Annotated in this window: 15 protein-coding genes; 8 read left to right on the top strand and 7 right to left on the bottom strand. The window is 72.5% G+C overall.

Translation table 11 applies throughout. From position 1 onward, the window contains the following. The first annotated feature begins 249 nt into the window (after positions 1 to 249). Positions 250 to 1,422, top strand: coding sequence for an ADP-forming succinate--CoA ligase subunit beta (gene sucC / locus ABD343_RS14670; protein WP_344527967.1), 1,173 nt, complete (start codon positions 250 to 252; stop codon positions 1,420 to 1,422). A 21-nt stretch (positions 1,423 to 1,443) separates the two neighbouring features. After that, entirely contained in the window at positions 1,444 to 2,328 is an 885-nt protein-coding gene (gene sucD / locus ABD343_RS14665) for a succinate--CoA ligase subunit alpha (RefSeq protein ID WP_344527965.1), read from the top strand. A 60-nt stretch (positions 2,329 to 2,388) separates the two neighbouring features. Here the strand turns inward: sucD and ABD343_RS14660 are convergent, their stop codons facing one another. Further along, positions 2,389 to 3,732: an RNA polymerase sigma factor gene (locus tag ABD343_RS14660; RefSeq protein ID WP_344527963.1), complete on the bottom strand. Its 1,344-nt coding sequence runs from the start codon at positions 3,730 to 3,732 to the stop codon at positions 2,389 to 2,391. Positions 3,733 to 3,867: 135 nt separating this feature from the next. Between ABD343_RS14660 and ABD343_RS14655 the strand changes: the two genes are divergently transcribed. Next, positions 3,868 to 5,634 (top strand): cell division protein PerM, encoded by a 1,767-nt coding sequence (locus ABD343_RS14655; protein ID WP_344528584.1) that lies wholly within the window; start codon positions 3,868 to 3,870, stop codon positions 5,632 to 5,634. Positions 5,635 to 5,704: 70 nt separating this feature from the next. On the opposite strand, the gene ABD343_RS14650 is transcribed toward ABD343_RS14655, so the two are convergent. Beyond that, positions 5,705 to 6,598, bottom strand: coding sequence for a hypothetical protein (locus tag ABD343_RS14650; protein ID WP_344527961.1), 894 nt, complete (start codon positions 6,596 to 6,598; stop codon positions 5,705 to 5,707). Positions 6,599 to 6,800: 202 nt separating this feature from the next. Between ABD343_RS14650 and purN the strand changes: the two genes are divergently transcribed. Both purN and purH read left to right on the top strand, forming a co-directional pair. Further along, entirely contained in the window at positions 6,801 to 7,457 is a 657-nt protein-coding gene (gene purN, locus ABD343_RS14645) for a phosphoribosylglycinamide formyltransferase (protein WP_344527958.1), read from the top strand. Further along, positions 7,450 to 9,042, top strand: a complete 1,593-nt coding sequence (gene purH, locus ABD343_RS14640; RefSeq protein WP_344527956.1) for a bifunctional phosphoribosylaminoimidazolecarboxamide formyltransferase/IMP cyclohydrolase — start codon at positions 7,450 to 7,452, stop codon at positions 9,040 to 9,042. Before purN ends, purH begins: the two co-directional genes overlap by 8 nt. Positions 9,043 to 9,123: 81 nt before the next feature. Here purH and ABD343_RS14635 read toward each other — a convergent pair whose 3' ends face one another. From ABD343_RS14635 to ABD343_RS14615, 5 genes are all read right to left on the bottom strand, one after another. Next, positions 9,124 to 9,741 carry a M23 family metallopeptidase gene (locus ABD343_RS14635; RefSeq protein WP_344527954.1) on the bottom strand — a complete coding sequence of 206 codons (618 nt, stop codon included), beginning with the start codon at positions 9,739 to 9,741 and terminating at the stop codon, positions 9,124 to 9,126. A gap of 84 nt (positions 9,742 to 9,825) precedes the next feature. Continuing rightward, entirely contained in the window at positions 9,826 to 11,238 is a 1,413-nt protein-coding gene (locus tag ABD343_RS14630) for a serine/threonine-protein kinase (protein ID WP_344527952.1), read from the bottom strand. Beyond that, entirely contained in the window at positions 11,235 to 11,993 is a 759-nt protein-coding gene (locus tag ABD343_RS14625; RefSeq protein ID WP_344527950.1) for an FHA domain-containing protein, read from the bottom strand. Before ABD343_RS14625 ends, ABD343_RS14630 begins: the two co-directional genes overlap by 4 nt. Before the next feature lie 99 nt (positions 11,994 to 12,092). Then, positions 12,093 to 12,740 carry a hypothetical protein gene (locus tag ABD343_RS14620; RefSeq protein WP_344527948.1) on the bottom strand — a complete coding sequence of 216 codons (648 nt, stop codon included), beginning with the start codon at positions 12,738 to 12,740 and terminating at the stop codon, positions 12,093 to 12,095. 63 nt (positions 12,741 to 12,803) lie between these two features. Continuing rightward, complete coding sequence (locus tag ABD343_RS14615) at positions 12,804 to 13,556, bottom strand: hypothetical protein (RefSeq protein WP_344527946.1); 753 nt, start codon at positions 13,554 to 13,556, stop codon at positions 12,804 to 12,806. A gap of 171 nt (positions 13,557 to 13,727) precedes the next feature. Between ABD343_RS14615 and ABD343_RS14610 the strand changes: the two genes are divergently transcribed. The 3 genes from ABD343_RS14610 (at position 13,728) to ABD343_RS14600 (ending at position 17,317) form a co-directional block, all read left to right on the top strand. Then, on the top strand, positions 13,728 to 14,594 hold the full coding sequence (locus ABD343_RS14610; protein ID WP_344527944.1) for a bifunctional methylenetetrahydrofolate dehydrogenase/methenyltetrahydrofolate cyclohydrolase: 867 nt from the start codon (positions 13,728 to 13,730) through the stop codon (positions 14,592 to 14,594). Then, complete coding sequence (locus tag ABD343_RS14605) at positions 14,489 to 14,986, top strand: DUF3017 domain-containing protein (protein ID WP_425578181.1); 498 nt, start codon at positions 14,489 to 14,491, stop codon at positions 14,984 to 14,986. The genes ABD343_RS14610 and ABD343_RS14605 overlap by 106 nt, the downstream gene beginning before the upstream one ends. Before the next feature lie 111 nt (positions 14,987 to 15,097). Continuing rightward, complete coding sequence (locus ABD343_RS14600) at positions 15,098 to 17,317, top strand: NADP-dependent isocitrate dehydrogenase (protein ID WP_344527940.1); 2,220 nt, start codon at positions 15,098 to 15,100, stop codon at positions 17,315 to 17,317. Positions 17,318 to 17,356: the final 39 nt, after the last annotated feature.

Below are 17,356 nucleotides of genomic sequence, written 5' to 3'. Positions count from 1 at the left end.
CCCGCGGCCTGCGGCGGGACGGCCGGTGCACCCCTGTCCAGCCCCTTCCGACCCCTGAAAAAACGGGGCCGACCCGGACCCGTTGTGACCGGTCTCACCGCTTCCGTGTGAGCTGCGATTTATGAAGCACACACGCACAGAGCTAACCTGCAAGGCGGACATGCCGCGCGATCCGTGGACGCCGCGGCCCTCGCGGCACGCCCACGCTGACATCGACCGCGAGACCACTGATTAAGGGGACGGACGCGCGTGGACCTGTTCGAGTACCAGGCGAGGGACATCTTCGCCAAGCATGACGTACCGGTGCTGGCCGGTGAAGTCATCGAGACGCCCGAGGCGGCGCGCGAGGTGACTGAGCGACTCGGCGGCCGTGCGGTCGTCAAGGCGCAGGTCAAGACCGGCGGCCGCGGCAAGGCCGGCGGCGTCAAGCTGGCCTCCGACCCGGCGGACGCGGTGGAGAAGGCCGGCCAGATCCTGGGCATGGACATCAAGGGCCACACGGTCCACAAGGTGATGCTCGCCCAGACGGCCGACATCGCGGAGGAGTACTACGTCTCCTTCCTCCTCGACCGCACCAACCGCACCTTCCTGGCCATGGCCTCCGTCGAGGGCGGTGTCGAGATCGAGGAGGTCGCGGCCACCAAGCCCGAGGCCCTCGCCAAGATCCCGGTGGACGCCATCGAGGGCGTCACCGAGGCCAAGGCCCGCGAGATCGCCGAGGCCGCGAAGTTCCCGGCCGAGCTGGTCGACCAGGTCGCCAACGTCCTGATCAAGCTGTGGGACGTCTTCGTCAAGGAGGACGCCCTCCTGGTCGAGGTCAACCCGCTGGTCAAGACCGGCGACGGCAAGGTCATCGCGCTGGACGGCAAGGTCTCCCTGGACGCCAACGCCGACTTCCGCCAGCCCGACCACGAGGCCCTGGAGGACAAGGCCGCGGCCAACCCGCTGGAGGCCGCCGCCAAGGCCAAGGGCCTGAACTACGTCAAGCTCGACGGCCAGGTCGGCATCATCGGCAACGGCGCGGGTCTGGTCATGTCCACCCTCGACGTCGTGGCGTACGCGGGTGAGAACCACAGCAACGTCAAGCCGGCCAACTTCCTCGACATCGGCGGCGGCGCCTCGGCCGAGGTCATGGCGAACGGCCTGGAGATCATCCTCGGTGACCCGGACGTGAAGTCCGTGTTCGTCAACGTCTTCGGCGGCATCACCGCGTGCGACGCGGTCGCCAACGGCATCGTGCAGGCCCTGGAGCTGCTCAAGTCCAAGGGTGAGGACGTCACCAAGCCCCTGGTCGTGCGCCTCGACGGCAACAACGCCGAGCTGGGCCGCAAGATCCTGACCGACGCCAACCACCCGCTCGTGCAGCAGGTGGACACCATGGACGGCGCGGCTGACAAGGCCGCCGAGCTGGCCGCGAAGTAAGGGACGAGGACACCGACAACCATGGCTATCTTCCTCACCAAGGAAAGCAAGGTCATCGTCCAGGGGATGACCGGCTCGGAAGGCCAGAAGCACACCAAGCGCATGCTGGCCTCCGGCACGAACATCGTCGGCGGCGTGAACCCGCGCAAGGCGGGCACCACCGTCGACTTCGACGGCACCGAGGTCCCGGTCTTCGGCGGCGTCAAGGACGCGATGGAGAAGACGGGCGCCGACGTGACCGTCATCTTCGTCCCGCCGAAGTTCGCCAAGGACGCGGTCGTCGAGGCCGTGGACGCGGGCATCGGCCTGGCCGTCGTGATCACCGAGGGCATCGCCGTCCACGACACCGCCTACTTCTGGGACTACGCCACCCAGAAGGGCAACAAGACGCGGATCGTCGGCCCGAACTGCCCGGGTCTCATCACCCCCGGCCAGTCGAACGCGGGCATCATCCCGGCCGACATCACCAAGCCGGGTCGCATCGGCCTGGTCTCGAAGTCGGGCACGCTGACGTACCAGATGATGTACGAGCTGCGCGACATCGGCTTCTCGACCTGCGTCGGCATCGGCGGTGACCCGGTCATCGGCACCACGCACATCGACGCCCTCAAGGCGTTCGAGGCCGACCCGGAGACCGACCTGATCGTGATGATCGGCGAGATCGGCGGCGACGCCGAGGAGCGGGCCGCGGACTTCATCAAGGAGAACGTGACCAAGCCGGTCGTCGGTTACGTCGCGGGCTTCACCGCGCCCGAGGGCAAGACCATGGGCCACGCGGGCGCCATCGTCTCCGGCTCCTCCGGCACGGCCCAGGCCAAGAAGGAGGCCCTGGAGGCCGCGGGCGTGAAGGTCGGCAAGACCCCGTCCGAGACCGCGCGCCTGGCGCGCGAGCGCCTCAACGGCTGACGTTCCCGCCACCCACGGGACCCACGGGCCCGCACCCCTCCGCGGAGGGGTGCGGGCCCGTCAGCGTGTCCGCAGCCGCTGCCGCGCCAGCTCCTGCGCCTGCTCCTCCTTCGTCCGCTCCCGCTCCGCCCGCTTCGCCAGCGCCTTCTCGCGCGCCCGCTGCTCCGCCCGCTCCTGGGCCAGTACGTCCTGCAGCCGCATGCGCCTGTTGATCGAACGAAGCTGCGGCAGATACGCCCGCCCGGTCGGCTCGACGTGTGCGCGGGGTGTCGAGCGCGCCGCCCGCAGGCCCGGCTCCGCGGGCCCCGGCTGCGCGGCCTGCCCCGACGGCGCCGCCGAGGACGGCGTGCCGGGGGACGAGGCGCCGGGGGAGGAGGCGCCCGGGGACGAGGCGCCGGGGGAGGAGGCGCCCGGGGGCGAGGCGCCGGGTGACGCGGCGTTCGACGGGGACGCCGCCCCGCTCGGCGACACCGTGATCTTCGGCTCCGTCCACTTCTCGGGCGGCCGGTTCGGCGCGTCCGCCGTGATCAGCGAGAACGTGGTCGCCGCCGTCACCGCCGCGGTCAGCCCGACCGCCGCCCGGGTCCAGCGCCGCGTGGTGCGCTCGCTGCCGCGCCGTACGAGGGACGGCGGCGTGGTCCGTACGGGCTGGGCCGCGGTCAGTTCGCGCAGTCGGCGGGTGAGCAGCGGGACGCGCTGCTCGGCCGGTGCCGCGCTCAGCTCCGGGCAGTGTGCGCCGAGGGCCTCGCGGGCGTGCGTGAGCCGCCCGGCCGCCGCGAGGGTGCTGGCCTCGGTCTCGGCGGCGGTGTCGGGCAGGCTCAGCCCGAGCCCGTCGTGCAGGAGCAGCGTCGAACGGTACGTGCGCGGCAGGCGCAGCAGCGCGTCCAGCAGCTCCCGGTCGGCGGGCGGCCCGGGGTGGGCCCCGGGCTTGCCCTTGCGCGGGCGGAACTGGTGCCAGGGCGAGAGCGCGTACTCGTAGGCCGCGGCGCGCACCCAGCTCGCCGGGTCGCTGTCCGCGGCGACCTCGGGCCAGTTCTCCCAGGCGAGGTGGAAGGCGTGCGCGACGGCGCGTTCGGCCATGTCGCGCTGCCCGCAGAGCAGATACGCCTGCCGGGTCAGCGGCCTGGCGTGCCGGAGATAGAGCTGATCGAAGGCGTGTGCGGCGGAATCGTCGTCGGCGGAGTCGGCGGAACCGGTGGCATCAGCGGCGGAGTCGGCGGAATCGGCGGCGGAAGCGGCGGAGTCGGCGGATCCGTCGGCATCGGTCGTGTCGTCGTCGGTGGCGGTGTCCTCCGTGAGGAGGTCCCGGTCGGGACGCTCTTCGGCCGGATCGTCCGTTCCGGCGACGGAAGCTGACGGGGCGTCGGGCGTCGGCTCGGGGGAGGGGGCGGATTTGCGGGTCATGCGCGCCCCTCCGCGCGCTCGCGCACAAATGCTTGCATGAAAAGGTGCATGAAGCTCAGCTTGTGCGACACAGCGATGATTCGCCTGCTACCGGGGCAAAACGGGTGTTCTTGGCAGCATGACGACGTGAGCCACATGACGCATCGCGGCCCGTCGCCCTCCACGCGCGGCCTGAATGCCCGTCAGCCGCTGCCCGTGGCAGGCGGTTGGCTGTTCGGCGGCGCCGTCGCCGCCGGACTGGGGCTCGGCGCGCTCGCCGTCCTCGTCCTGCTGCTGTGGATCGTCTCCCCGTACCCCGACAGCGGCGCCGACGGGGCGCTGCACCTCGCCGCCGACCTGTGGCTGCTGGCCCACGGCGCCGAACTCACCCGCGTCGAGACCCTGTCCGGCGTACCCGCGCCGGTCGGGGTGACGCCCCTGCTCCTGACGGCCCTGCCCGCATGGCTCCTGCACCGCGCCACCCGGGACGGGCTCGCCGAGGCGGGCGTGCTGTACGAGGAGGACGCGGGGGAGGGGGAGCACGGCGGGGAGGAGGACCACGGCGGCGAGGAACCGGCGTCGGCCGCCACAGCCCTCGCCGCCGGAGCCTGGGTGGCCGTCGGGTATCTGCTGGTCGGCGCCGCGGCCGTCAGCTATGCCTGCAGCGGGCCCGTCCAGGTGGACGTGCTCAGCGCGGTCTGGCATCTGCCGCTCTTCGCCGTCGCCGTTGGCGGGCTGTCCGTATGGACCGCGCTCGGCCGCCCGCTGCCGGGGGCGCTCGGGCCGGTCGGCGGAGAGCGCGTGAGCGTCTCGGCGTACGCCGGGCTCACGGCCCTCGTCGCGCTCTGCGGTGGCGGTGCGGTGCTGCTCACGGGCGCCGTGGTCTGGCACCTGGGCGCGGTCCAGGCGAGCTTTCCGCAGCTCACGGGCACGGTGTCGGGACGCTTCGCCGTGCTGCTCCTCGCCGTGGCGCTGGCCCCGAACGCCGTCGTCTGGGCCCTCTCCTACGGGCTCGGGCCCGGCTTCACCCTGGGCGGCGCCAGCGAGCTGGGCCCGTTCGCCGCCGGGGGCGCCATCGCTCCGCACCTGCCGCCGTTCCCGCTGCTCGCCGCCCTGCCGGACGACGGTGCCACGGGGCCGGTGGTGTGGTGCCTGGCGGGCGCGGTGCCGGTCCTGGGCGTGGCGGCGTGCGCGTGGGGCGTGGGGCGTACGTGCGCCGCGCTCGGCGAGACGGTCCTGCGCGCGCTGCTCGCCGCCGCCTTCTGCGGACTGGCCGTCGCGCTCCTCGCGGTCCTGGCCGGGGGGCCGCTGGGACTGGAGGCGCTCGCGGACTTCGGCCCCGTCTGGTGGGAGGCGGGCGTCGCGGCGTTCGCGTGGTGCGCGGCGGCGGGCGTGCCGGGCGCGCTGCTCTTCCGCTGGTGGTACGGGCGGCAGCGGCGCCGCCCGACCCGCGCGGAGCGCCGCCGGATCCGGGCCGCGGCGAAGGCCGCGAAGATCACCGCCCGCCAGGCGAGGAAGAAGGCCGAGCCGAAGCCGAAGAAGACCAGGATCAGGGGCGAGGCCAAGCCCAAGGCCGAGCCCAAGCCCAAGGCCGAGCCCAAGCCCAAGGCCGAGGCCAAGCCCAAGGCCGAGTCCAAGGCCGAAACCAAGCGCAAGGCCAAGGCCAACGCGAAGACCAGGATCAAAACCAAGGCCAAGCCCAAGGCCAGGAGCGAGACCAAGCCCCCCGCCACGGCGACGGCCGCGGCCACTCCCCAGCCCACAGAAGCGGCACAGCAGCCCGTCCGTATCGCCGACCCCGACGCGGTGGACACCGCCGCGTGGCACGACGAGGCGGCGCGGCGGCTGCGCTGGTCCGCGATGAAGGAGGCGTCCGGCGGCCTGATGCCGGACTTCGAGCCCGAGCCGCGCGACCCCCGCTGACGCCGCGCGACCCCGCTGACGCCGCGCGACCCCGCTGACGTACGCCCCGGGCGGGCTCTACGGGCAGGCTCTACGGGCGGTTCTCCAGGATCGGCCGGATCTGCTCGGGCAGGTGCTGCTTGCACTCGTCGCGGGAGGACTGCGTGAGGGCGTCCTCCTTGCAGGTGTAGTAGTCGCTGTAGACCATCTGGAACGTGAAGGTCGCCGCGACCATCGCGAGCGTGAGCGACGCCGTCACCAGGCCGCTGATCGCCGCCGTGCGCTGTGCCTTCGCCGCCTGCTCGGGCGTCACGGAGAGCTTGATCTTCCCCTGGGCGGGGGTGTCGCCCGCCGTGTCCGATTCCTTGTCCTCGTCCGTACGCGACGTGCCCGCGACGTCCTCCGCCGTCGCGCGGACCTGGCCGCGCCTGCGCGAGGTGCCGCTGCCGCCGCTGCCGCCCTTCTTGCCGCGCAGGGCGTGGATGCCCCAGTACAGGGACAGCGCGCCGAGCAGCAGTGCGACGTAGGGCACACCGAGCAGGGCGAAGAAGAGGCCCCAGATCCCGGCGTGCAGTGCGTACCGCGCGTGCCGCTGGAGCTGGTCGGTCGGGTCCCAGCGCATGCCGCGCGGGCCGCCGGAGCCGGGGCCGCCGGGACCGCCGGGGCCCTCGCCGCCCCCGTTCCCCTGGCCGCCGTTCCCGTTGCCGCCGCCGATTCCGCCGAAGCCGCCGCTCTGGCGGCCCGGCTGCTTGCTGCTCCACTGGCTGCCCCAGGACGAGGGCCTGTCGCGCTCGTTCCCGCTCCCGCTCCCGTTCCCGCTCCCGTCCCCGTTCCCGTTTCCCTGGTCGTCCTCGCCCGATCCCCGGCGGCGCGGCTGCCACGGCTGGTCCGGCTGCCCCTCCGGCGGCGGCGCGAAGGGGTTGTCCTCGCGCTCCTCGCGGGAGGAGCTGTCGGATGAGGCCGCGCGGCGGCGTCGGTCGGTCATCAGGTGTGTGTCTTCCATAGGCGGCAGATACGGATCCGTGTCACCGACGCTACCTTTCGCATCCGCCCCCGTCCCGTGGGGGCTGTGTGGAGTGCCGGTATCGTTGCCGACGGTCGGACGCTTCGTAGAGTTCCCCGGAATCTCCTGCTCCACGTGCTTGTACGACCACACAATCCCCGACCCTTCCGAGGGAGAGCCCGTCGTGGCCGCGCCACTGATCCACCGCCCCGCCCGCCCCGCCCGTCTCGTGGTCCTGGTCTCCGGTTCGGGCACCAATCTCCAGGCGCTGCTCGACGCCGTCGCGGAGCGCGGCGAGTCCTACGGCGCCCGGGTCGTGGCCGTGGGCGCCGACCGTACGTCCGCGGCCGGGCTGGAGCGGGCCGAGCGGGCCGGGATCCCCACGTTCGTCTGCCGGGTCAAGGACCACGCGACCCGCGAGGAGTGGGACCGCGCGCTGGCCGAGGCGACCGCGGCGTACGAGCCGGATCTCGTCGTCTCGGCGGGCTTCATGAAGGTCGTCGGCAAGGAGTTCCTGGCGCGTTTCGGCGGGCGGTTCATCAACACCCACCCCGCGCTGCTCCCCAGTTTTCCCGGTGCCCACGGCGTCCGCGACGCGCTCGCGTACGGCGCCAAGGTGACCGGGTGCACCGTCCACTTCGTCGACGACGGCGTCGACACCGGGCCCGTGATCGCGCAGCGCGCGGTCGAGGTCCTGGAAGAGGACCACACCGACGAGGGCGCCGCCCTGCACGAGCGGATCAAGGAAGTCGAACGAGGGCTGCTGGTCGACGTCGTCGGGCGCCTGGCCCGCGACGGCTACAGCATCGAGGGACGAAAGGTAAGACTGGGACATGAGTGAGAGTGGCCAGCAGCAGCGGCCGGTCCGCCGCGCGCTGATCAGCGTCTACGACAAGACGGGGCTGGAGGAGCTGGCGCGCGGCCTGCACGGGGCGGGCGTCCAGCTCGTCTCGACCGGTTCCACCGCGAAGAAGATCGCGGCGGCCGGGGTCCCGGTCACGGCCGTGGAGGAGCTGACCGGCTTCCCCGAGTGCCTCGACGGGCGCGTCAAGACCCTGCACCCCCGCGTCCACGCGGGCATCCTCGCCGACCAGCGGCTCGACGCCCACCGCGAGCAGCTCGCCGAGCTGGGCGTCGAGCCCTTCGAGCTGGTCGTCGTCAACCTCTACCCGTTCCAGGAGACCGTCGCCTCCGGCGCCTCGCCCGACGAGTGCGTGGAGCAGATCGACATCGGCGGTCCCTCGATGGTGCGCGCCGCCGCCAAGAACCACCCGTCCGTGGCGGTCGTCGTGAACCCGGACCGGTACGGGGACGTCCTCCAGGCCGTCGCCACAGCGCCCGACAGCGGCTCCGCCGCGGGCGGCTTCACGCTGGACGCGCGCAAGCGCCTCGCCGCCGAAGCGTTCCGCCACACCGCCGAGTACGACATGGCGGTCGCGGGCTGGTTCTCCGGTCCGTACGCGGGCGGCGAGGGCGCGGCGGAGTTCCCCGGCTTCACCGGCGTCGGCTACACCCGCAAGAACGTGCTGCGCTACGGCGAGAACCCGCACCAGTCGGCGGCGCTCTACACGGCGGGCACCGGCGGTCTCGCGGAGGCCGAGCAACTGCACGGCAAGGAGATGTCGTACAACAACTACGTGGACACGGAGGCCGCGCGCCGCGCCGCATACGACCACGTAGAGCCCTGCGTCGCGATCATCAAGCACACCAACCCCTGCGGCATCGCCGTCGCCGACGATGTCGCCGCGGCGCACCGCAACGCGCACGCCTGCGACCCGCTCTCCGCGTTCGGCGGCGTGATCGCCGTCAACCGGCCGGTGTCGAGGGAGATGGCCGAGCAGGTCGCCGAGATCTTCACCGAGGTGATCGTCGCCCCGGACTACGAGGACGGCGCGGTCGAGGCCCTCACCAAGAAGAAGAACATCCGCGTGCTGCGCTGTCCCGAGGCGCCCTCGGCGCCCGTCGAGTTCCGCCCGATCGACGGCGGCGGGCTCGCGCAGGCCAGGGACGTCTTCCAGGCGGAGGGCGACGACCCGGCGCACTGGACGCTGGCCACGGGCGAGGCCCTCTCCGCCGGTGAGCTGGCCGAACTGGCCTTCGCCTGGCGGGCCTGCCGCGCGGTGAAGTCCAACGCGATCCTGCTCTCCAAGGACCGCGCCACGGTCGGCGTCGGTATGGGCCAGGTCAACCGCGTCGACTCGGCCCGGCTCGCCGTGCAGCGCGCTGGCGAGGAGCGCGCGCGGGGCGCGTACGCGGCCTCCGACGCGTTCTTCCCGTTCCCCGACGGCTTCGAGGTGCTGGCCGAGGCCGGGGTCAAGGCCGTCGTCCAGCCGGGCGGTTCGGTCCGCGATGAGCAGACGGTCGAGGCCGCGAAGGCGGCGGGCGTCACGATGTATCTGACGGGCACGCGTCACTTCTTCCACTGACGGACCCGGAACGGCGGAGGGCCCGTGCCCCGCGCGCGTCACGCGTGCGGGGCACGGGCCGTCTCCCCCGGGCGGGTGCCGTCAGCAGTTCTTGCTGGTGACGCTCTTCCAGGTGTTGCCCTGGCCGGTGTACTTCTTGCCGTTGAAGTGGACCGCCCTGCGGTGGCTCTCGTCCGTCCAGTTGCCGGACTTCTTGTAGCGCTGCTCGTAGTGCAGGTGGGCGTGGGTGGTGGTGCCGGAGGCGCCGATGCGGCCGATCTTCTTGCCGCGCTTGATCTTGTCGCCCTTCTGGACGTACTTGTTCGCCTTGTCCTTCAGGTGGTAGTACGCCGTGAACCAGCCGTTCTTGTGCTTGATCTGGATCGTGTTGCCGGAGCCCTTGGTGTAGTAGGTCCCGACGACCTTGCCCTTGTACGAGGACACGACGGCCTTGCCGGACGAGCCGGGGTTGCCCTTCTTGACGATGTCGAGGGCGGGGCTGTGGCCCCAGGTGTCGAGCCGCATCTTGCTCTTGCAGGTGAACGGCATCTGGAACTTCGGCTTCTTCTTCGCCGCCGCCTCGGCCGCCGGGGCCCGGTCGGCCGCGGGTGCGCCGAGCGACGCCGCGCCGGCCGGAGCGATCCCGGCGCCGAGCGCGAGCACCGCGCCGCCCGCGACCACGATCCGGGCCGGGCGCGTCAACTTCCGTGTGCTGGTCATGCGTTGTCCCCCATGAGTGTGTCGTTCATCCGTCGACACAGAAGATGTTCCGCGCCGCGGCGCCCCGCGCGTACCCCGGAACTCTCAGGGTGCGCAGCTCGTCTCCCACTCCACCGAGCGCACCGTGCCCGTGTCCCGCGGCAGATCGCGCTTCTCCCCGGCCGGTACGCACCCGAGCCGTCCCCGGTAGTCGGCCTTCCGGTAGAAGCGCACGTCGTGGTAGGGCTCGTCCTTGGTGTAGCCGTTGTTGAAGACCGAGCGCGGCGCCTTCTTCTCGCCCCAGCCGCAGACGACGCGGCCGCTGAGCCAGTCGCGCTCGTTGTCCCACCAGTTGCACATCTCGCCGCCCCCGTCCCGCTCGGAGAAGAAGCAGACGTTGCCGCGCGAGCAGCGTTCGTAGCCGCCGGACGTGCGGGGCGCCCCGTCGCCCGGTGCGCGGTCGAACGCGACCAGGCCCACGCCCAGAGTCGCCGCCACCGCCCCGGCCGCCGCGCCGAGGACGAGCCGCCCCCGCAGGCGGCGCGGGCGCAGCCGCGGCAGTCCGGGGGAGCGGTCCGTGCCCGCCGCGTCCTCGGCGCGGCGCAGCAGCGAGACCGCGTCGTGCGCGGCGCGCTCCTCGTGCGTACGGGCGAGGCAGTCGGCGACGAGCGGGCGCCAGGCCTCGGGGAGTGCCGCGGAGAGCCGCAGGTCGAGGGAGCCGCGGGCGTAGGACAGCAGGGACTCCCGGCGTGCGGCCGGGGTGGCGCCCGGCAGCGGGGGCGACCCGGTGAGGACCAGGTGCGCCACGACGCCGAAGGCCCACAGGTCCCCCGAGGTCCTGACCTGCTGGCCGCGCTCGTCCAGCTCGGCCCACAGCAGTTCGGGCGGCGTGTAGTCCGGGGTGGCGAACGCGGGCGCGTAGGCGTGCGTGCCCTCCAGTTCGGCCGCGAGGTTGAAGTCGCCCAGCCGGACCGTCCCGTCGGGCATCAGCAGGACGTTGCCCGGCTTGAGGTCGCCGTGCACCCAGCCGGCCCCGTGGAGCTGCGCGAGGCCCTCGCAGATCTGTGCGAGCAGCGCGGGCCCGCCCGGCAGCGGCGCGGGGCCGTTCCTGGCCAGCAGCGTGTCGAGCGAGGTCTGAGCGCGTTCGAGGACGAGGACCGTCGCGCCGTCGAGGGCGGGCCGCTCCGGGTCGTCGACGGTGAGGGCCTCGAACATCCGGATGAGGCGGGGGCGGCGCAGCTTGCGGTGCACCTCCAGCTCGCGCCGGGCGAGGTCCTGGAGATGGCGGAGCTGGCGGGGCGTACGGGTGCCGGTGGGCAGGAACTTCAGCGCGGCCTCGCGCGGAACCTCGTCCGGGAGTCCGTCCCCGCCCGGTTCCGTACGGGGCGGTTCCGCCCGGCGTGCCGCGTAGACGCTCGCGAAGGCGCCGGAGGCGAGCGGCTCGCGCACCTCCCAGCCGCCCACCCGGTAGCCCGGGGGCACGGTGACGGCGAAGGGGCCCTCGGCGGTGTCGTTCATCGCGCCGCCTCCCCCGGCGCCTGCCCCTGCCCCTGTCCGGCGAGCACGGCGAGGTCGGACTCCCGTACGAGGTCGAAGCGGAGCGCGAGCGAGACCAGCGACTCCTTCTTGCCGTTGTGCCGGGGGCCGCAGTCCGCGGACTCCGGGGGCTGCTTGAGGCGGAGCTTCACCGCGAGGTAGTCGATGTTCCACTGCACGGCGCTGCGGCCGACCGAGGGCCACGCGGGGCGCAGCCGGTCCATGAGCTGCTCGGTGGTGGGCAGCACCGCGTACGGCTCGCCGCGCAGCCGGGGCTCGCACAGCGCGGCGAGGACGAGGAAGTAGCGCTTCGAACGGTCGAGCGGGAAGGCGGGGGCCGTGGCGGCGCCCGGCCGGTCACCGCCGCCGCTGAGGTAGTCGTGGCGCGGCGCCCAGACGTCGAAGGTGAGCAGCTCACCCTCGGCGGGCAGCACGACCCGCGCGAACTCGAAGGGCACCGGCGCCTCGGCGCGCCCCGGCGCGACCTTGATGTGCTCGCCCGCGCCCTCGGGATTCTCCACGACGTAGGTCTGGCCGGTACTGAGATTACTCAGGGTCCAGAAGGTCGCCGACGCGGTTATGGTTCCAGCGTTCCGGGAGACTCCCGGGTGCGGAATGGTGAGCCGGTTGTCCGGTGCCTCCGCCGTACGGCCGAAGCCGAGGCTCTCGCCGGGCGCGAGCCGGAGCTGGGCCTCCGGCGCGCTGTTGCCGGGTGGTACCACGATGATGCTGAACATGAGCGATTCGTCCCCCCGTTGACTGGACGTCAGGGTAGGGACGGAAAACGCTCGTTCTCCAGTGTTTCGGGCGGCGCCGAAAGTCGCGCCCGGGAGGTTTCAGTAGCGGGGACGCCCGAACCACCGGCCGGACGCGCCCAGCGAGCAGAAGACGATCGTGCAGACCGACACCGCCAGCCACAGCACGGCGGCGAGCGGATTGGCCTCCGCGCGCGCCGGGGTGAGGGAGCCGAGGAAGCCGAGGACCGCGCAGAGCGTGTTGAGCGAGGCGGCGACGATCGCGGTGACGCGGGTGCCCGCGCGGCCCCTGCCGAAGAGCGAGGCGGGCACGATGTGCAGCGCCGACATCGCCGCGAAGACGAGGGAGAAGACCACGACGAGCCCGATCGAGGCCTCACCGAAGGTGCCGGTGTCGTCGACGTCGCTCGCGGCCATGGCGGCGATCAGGAAACCGACCGCCATGATTCCCCATATCGCGCCCGCGACGAAGAGCAGGACGCGCGCGGCGATGGTGACCCCGGGCATGCTCGCCTTCGGCGGCACCATGCCGGGCATCGGGCCCATCGGGCCCATGCCGCCCATGCCGTTCATGGGTCCGCCGGGGTACGCCGGGTACGCGGGCGGGCCCTGCGGCCCGGGCGCCGGGTGGCCCTGTGGTGCGTACGGGCCCTGCGGGGCGGGGCCGCCCTGCGGCGGACCGGCGTACGGGTTCGGCGTCTGGCCCGAAGGCGGCGGTGGGTAGCTCACGGGGTCATGGTGGCGGCGGTGCGGCGGGCTGTCCAGCCTGTCATGTCCGCTTCCGTGCCGGGCTCACACCAACTGGCCCTCCAGGCAGCCGAGATGCTCCTCGCGCACCAGGTCGAACCGGATCGCCAGCGCGACCAGCGACTCCCGGGTCTCCCGTCTCCCGTTCAGCCGCGTGGAGGGCAGCCTGAGGCGGAGCTTCACCCCGAGGTAGTCGAGGTTCCACGCGATGTCCGCCTCGGTGACCCCGGGCCAGACCGCGCGCAGCCGCTCGGCCAGCTCCCCGGCCGTGGGCGGCGCCGCCTCTCCGCCGGTGCCGCCGCGCAGCCGGGGCTCGCACAGCGCGGCCAGCACCAGGAAGTAGTGGCGCGTGCGGTCGAGGGGGAACGGCACGGGGAACGGCTCGCCGGACTCCGTGTGCGCGGCGCCCGGCGGCTCCGGATAGCCGAGATAGTCGTGGCGGGGCGCGAGGACGTCGAAGCCGGGGCACTCCCCGGACCCGGCGAGCGTGACCCGCGCGAACTCGAACGGCACCGGCGCGTCGGCCCGTCCGGGGCCGACGCTGATGTGGTCCCCGTCCCCCTCCGGGTCCGCCACGGCGTACGTACGGTCGCGGCTGAAGTTGCTCAGGGTCCAGAAGGCCCCCGTCGCGGTCAGCTCGCCCGCCGCGGGCGGGACGTCGGGGTGGAGGATGGGCAGGCCGGCGTCCGCGGGCTCCGCGCGACCGAAGCGCAGGGTCTGCCCCGGCTCCAGGCGGCGCTGCCGCTCGCGCTGTTCCGGGCCGCGGCAGCCGTCAGGGACGACGATGACGCTGAACATCCTCGGCAGCCTACTGACACACGGTCGCGGACCACAACGGAGCGTAGGGGTGGCACGGGAGCACGGAGGTGCGGCATCCGGCCGTATGTCCGTGCCGCGGGGCCCCGCGCCGATCCCCGGCACCGTACGGCCGATTGGAGACCATGGACCCGGATCCGCGAGGATGGGGCCATGACCGCCCAGATTCTCGATGGCAAGGCCACAGCAGCCGCGATCAAGTCCGATCTCACCGTGCGCGTCGAGGCGCTCAAGGCCCGGGGCATCACCCCGGGGCTGGGCACCGTGCTCGTCGGCGAGGACGTCGGCAGCCAGAAGTACGTCGCGGGCAAGCACCGCGACAGCCAGCAGATCGGCATCAACTCGATCCAGCGCCACCTGCCCGAGTCCGCCTCGCAGGAGGCCATCGAGGCCGTGGTCCGCGAGCTGAACGAGGACCCGGCCTGCACCGGTTACATCGTGCAGCTCCCGCTCCCCAAGGGCATCGACACCAACCGCGTGCTGGAGCTGATGGACCCGTCCAAGGACGCCGACGGGCTGCACCCGACGAACCTCGGCCGCCTCGTGCTCGGCAAGGAGGCCCCGCTGCCGTGCACCCCGGCGGGCGTCATCCGGCTGCTGCGCCAGTACGGCGTGGAGATCAAGGGCGCGGAGGTCGTGGTCGTCGGCCGCGGCGTCACCATCGGCCGCCCGATGCCGCTGCTCCTCACCCGCCGCAGCGAGAACGCGACCGTGACCCAGTGCCACACCGGCACCCGCGACCTGTCCGCGCACCTGCGCCGGGCCGACATCGTGATCGCCGCGGCGGGCGTCCCGCACCTGGTCAAGCCCGAGGACGTGAAGCAGGGCGCGGCCGTCCTCGACGTCGGCGTCAGCCGCGACGAGAACGGCAAGATCGTCGGCGACGTCCACCCGGGCGTGCGCGACGTGGCCGCGTGGGTGGCCCCCAACCCCGGCGGCGTCGGCCCCATGACCCGGGCGCAGCTCCTGGTCAACGTGGTGGAGGCGGCCGAGCGCGCGGCGGAGTCGGCGGAGTCGTGAGGGTGGTGAGGTCGCGCCGGTTCCCGGCGCTGACGCGGACCACGGCCCGGCCGGAGGGCGGCGGCCGGGCGATGGGCGGCGAGCACGCGGCGCCGTACCGGCAGTGGCCGCTGCTCGTCGTGTGCGCGGGGGTGCTGATCGGGGTCCTCGTCACGATCGCCCAGTTCCGCGCCGGGACACTGATCATCGGCGCCTCGATGCTGGGCGGCGCCGCGCTGCGCTGGTGCCTGCCGTCCGTCGGGATGCTGGCCGTACGCTCGCGCTTCACGGACCTGGTGACGTACGCCGTGCTGGGCGCGGCGATCGTGCTGCTGGCGATGATGGCGCAGCCCGAACCCTGGCTGAGGCTCCCGTTCCTGGAGGACATCGTCCACTTCGTCGTGGGCAGGTGACGGAGCGTAGCCAGCAGGGGTCGACGGGGGCCGGTATCCGCGGACGGACACGACCAGATATCTTGATATCGAGACGATGGACCTACGTGAAGCGCGTGAAGCGGAGTACCGGTGACTGACTCGACCATCATCTATACGCAGACCGATGAGGCCCCGGCCCTGGCGACGTATTCGTTCCTGCCTGTGATCAGGGCGTACGCCTCGACCGCCGGGGTCTCCGTGGAGAGCCGCGACATCTCGCTGGCCGGGCGGATCATCGCCGGCTTCCCGGAGTGGCTGGAGGAGGGCCAGCGCATCGACGACGCCCTCGCGGAGCTGGGCGCGCTGGCGAAGACCCCGGGCGCCAACATCATCAAGCTGCCGAACATCTCGGCCTCGATCCCGCAGCTCAAGGCCGCCGTCGCCGAGCTGCAGGAGAAGGGCTACGCCCTGCCGGACTACCCGGACGAGCCGAAGACCGACGAGGAGCGCGAGATCCGCGCCCGCTACGACAAGGTCAAGGGCAGCGCCGTCAACCCCGTGCTGCGCGAGGGCAACTCCGACCGCCGCGCGCCCGCCTCGGTCAAGAACTACGCCAAGGCCCACCCGCACCGCATGGGCGCCTGGACCCCCGAGTCGAAGACGAACGTCGCGACGATGGGCGAGAACGACTTCCGCTCCACCGAGAAGTCCACGGTCGTCGAGGAGGACGGCACCCTCCGCATCGAGCTGGTGGGCGACGACGGCACCACCACCGTGCTGCGCGAGTCCGTGCCGGTCCTCGCGGGCGAGGTCGTCGACGCCGCCGTGCTGCGCGTCGCCGCGCTGCGCACCTTCCTGGGCGAGCAGGTCGCGCGCGCCAAGTCCGAGGGCGTGCTCTTCTCCGTGCACCTCAAGGCCACGATGATGAAGGTCTCCGACCCGATCATCTTCGGCCACGTCGTGCGCGCGTTCTTCCCGAAGACCTTCGAGAAGTACGGCGAGGCCCTCGCGTCCGCCGGTCTCAGCCCGAACGACGGCCTCGGCGGCATCTACAAGGGCCTGGAGGCCCTGCCGAACGGCGCCGAGATCAAGGCGTCCTTCGACGCCGAGCTGGCCGAGGGCCCGGACCTGGCGATGGTCGACTCGCACCGCGGCATCTCCAACCTGCACGTGCCGTCCGACGTCATCGTCGACGCCTCGATGCCCGCGATGATCCGCACCTCCGGCCACATGTGGAACAAGGACGACCAGGAGCAGGACACCCTCGCGGTCATCCCCGACTCCTCGTACGCCGGGATCTACCAGGTCGTGATCGAGGACTGCCGCGCCAACGGCGCCTACGACCCGGCCACCATGGGCTCCGTGCCGAACGTCGGCCTCATGGCGCAGAAGGCCGAGGAGTACGGCAGCCACGACAAGACCTTCGAGATCCCGAAGGCCGGTACGGTCCGCGTCGTCGACGCCGCCGGGAACACCGTCCTGGAGCAGCAGGCCGGCGAGGGCGACATCTTCCGGATGTGCCAGACCAAGGACGTGCCGATCCAGGACTGGGTCAAGCTCGCCGTCACCCGCGCCCGCGCGACCGGCGACCCGGCCGTCTTCTGGCTGGACGAGACCCGCGCCCACGACGCGCAGCTCATCGCGAAGGTCAAGAAGTACCTGCCGCAGCACGACACCGAGGGCCTCACCATCGAGATCATGGCCCCGGAAAAGGCCATCGCGTACTCGCTGGAGCGCATCCGCCGCGGCGAGAACACGATCTCCGTCACCGGCAACGTGCTGCGCGACTACCTCACCGACCTCTTCCCGATCCTGGAGCTGGGCACCAGCGCCAAGATGCTGTCGGTGGTCCCGCTGATCAACGGCGGCGGCCTCTTCGAGACCGGCGCGGGCGGCTCGGCGCCCAAGCACGTGCAGCAGCTCGTCAAGGAGAACTACCTGCGCTGGGACAGCCTCGGCGAGTTCCTCGCGCTGGCCGTCTCCTTCGAGCACCTCGCGCAGACGACGGACAACGCGCGCGCCCAGATCCTCGCGGACACCCTCGACCGCGCGACGGGCACGTTCCTCAACGAGAACAAGTCGCCCAGCCGCAAGCTCGGCGGCCTCGACAACCGCGGCAGCCACTTCTACCTCGCGCTCTACTGGGCGCGGGAGCTGGCCGCGCAGACCGAGGACGCGGCGCTGGCCGAGTCGTTCTCGGCGCTGGCCGCCACGCTCGGCGAGCAGGAGCAGGCCATCGTCGACGAGCTGATCGCCGTCCAGGGCCACCCGGCCGACATCGGCGGCTACTACCAGCCGGACGACGCCAAGGCGGGTGCCGTCATGCGCCCGTCCCGCCTCCTCAACGAGGCGCTGGCCAAGCTCGGCTGACGCCCGCTCCGTACGGACGCACACGACGGCGGCCCGTCC

This window comes from Streptomyces albiaxialis, assembly GCF_039530985.1.
Lineage (GTDB): Bacteria > Actinomycetota > Actinomycetes > Streptomycetales > Streptomycetaceae > Streptomyces > Streptomyces albiaxialis.
Note: the sequence above shows the minus strand (reverse complement) of the source record. Positions and strands in the feature narration are given on the sequence as shown.

What these genes read in the sequence shown, in the direction of transcription:
- ABD343_RS14615 (WP_344527946.1), bottom strand. Translation starts at nt 13,556, where the DNA reads ATGTTCAGCGTCATCGTCGTCCCTGACGGCTGCCGCGGCCCGGAACAG.
- ABD343_RS14655 (WP_344528584.1), top strand. Translation starts at nt 3,868, where the DNA reads ATGACGCATCGCGGCCCGTCGCCCTCCACGCGCGGCCTGAATGCCCGT.
- purH (WP_344527956.1), top strand. Translation starts at nt 7,450, where the DNA reads ATGAGTGAGAGTGGCCAGCAGCAGCGGCCGGTCCGCCGCGCGCTGATC.
- ABD343_RS14630 (WP_344527952.1), bottom strand. Translation starts at nt 11,238, where the DNA reads ATGAACGACACCGCCGAGGGCCCCTTCGCCGTCACCGTGCCCCCGGGC.
- ABD343_RS14610 (WP_344527944.1), top strand. Translation starts at nt 13,728, where the DNA reads ATGACCGCCCAGATTCTCGATGGCAAGGCCACAGCAGCCGCGATCAAG.
- ABD343_RS14660 (WP_344527963.1), bottom strand. Translation starts at nt 3,732, where the DNA reads ATGACCCGCAAATCCGCCCCCTCCCCCGAGCCGACGCCCGACGCCCCG.
- ABD343_RS14625 (WP_344527950.1), bottom strand. Translation starts at nt 11,993, where the DNA reads ATGTTCAGCATCATCGTGGTACCACCCGGCAACAGCGCGCCGGAGGCC.
- sucD (WP_344527965.1), top strand. Translation starts at nt 1,444, where the DNA reads ATGGCTATCTTCCTCACCAAGGAAAGCAAGGTCATCGTCCAGGGGATG.
- ABD343_RS14635 (WP_344527954.1), bottom strand. Translation starts at nt 9,741, where the DNA reads ATGACCAGCACACGGAAGTTGACGCGCCCGGCCCGGATCGTGGTCGCG.
- ABD343_RS14650 (WP_344527961.1), bottom strand. Translation starts at nt 6,598, where the DNA reads ATGACCGACCGACGCCGCCGCGCGGCCTCATCCGACAGCTCCTCCCGC.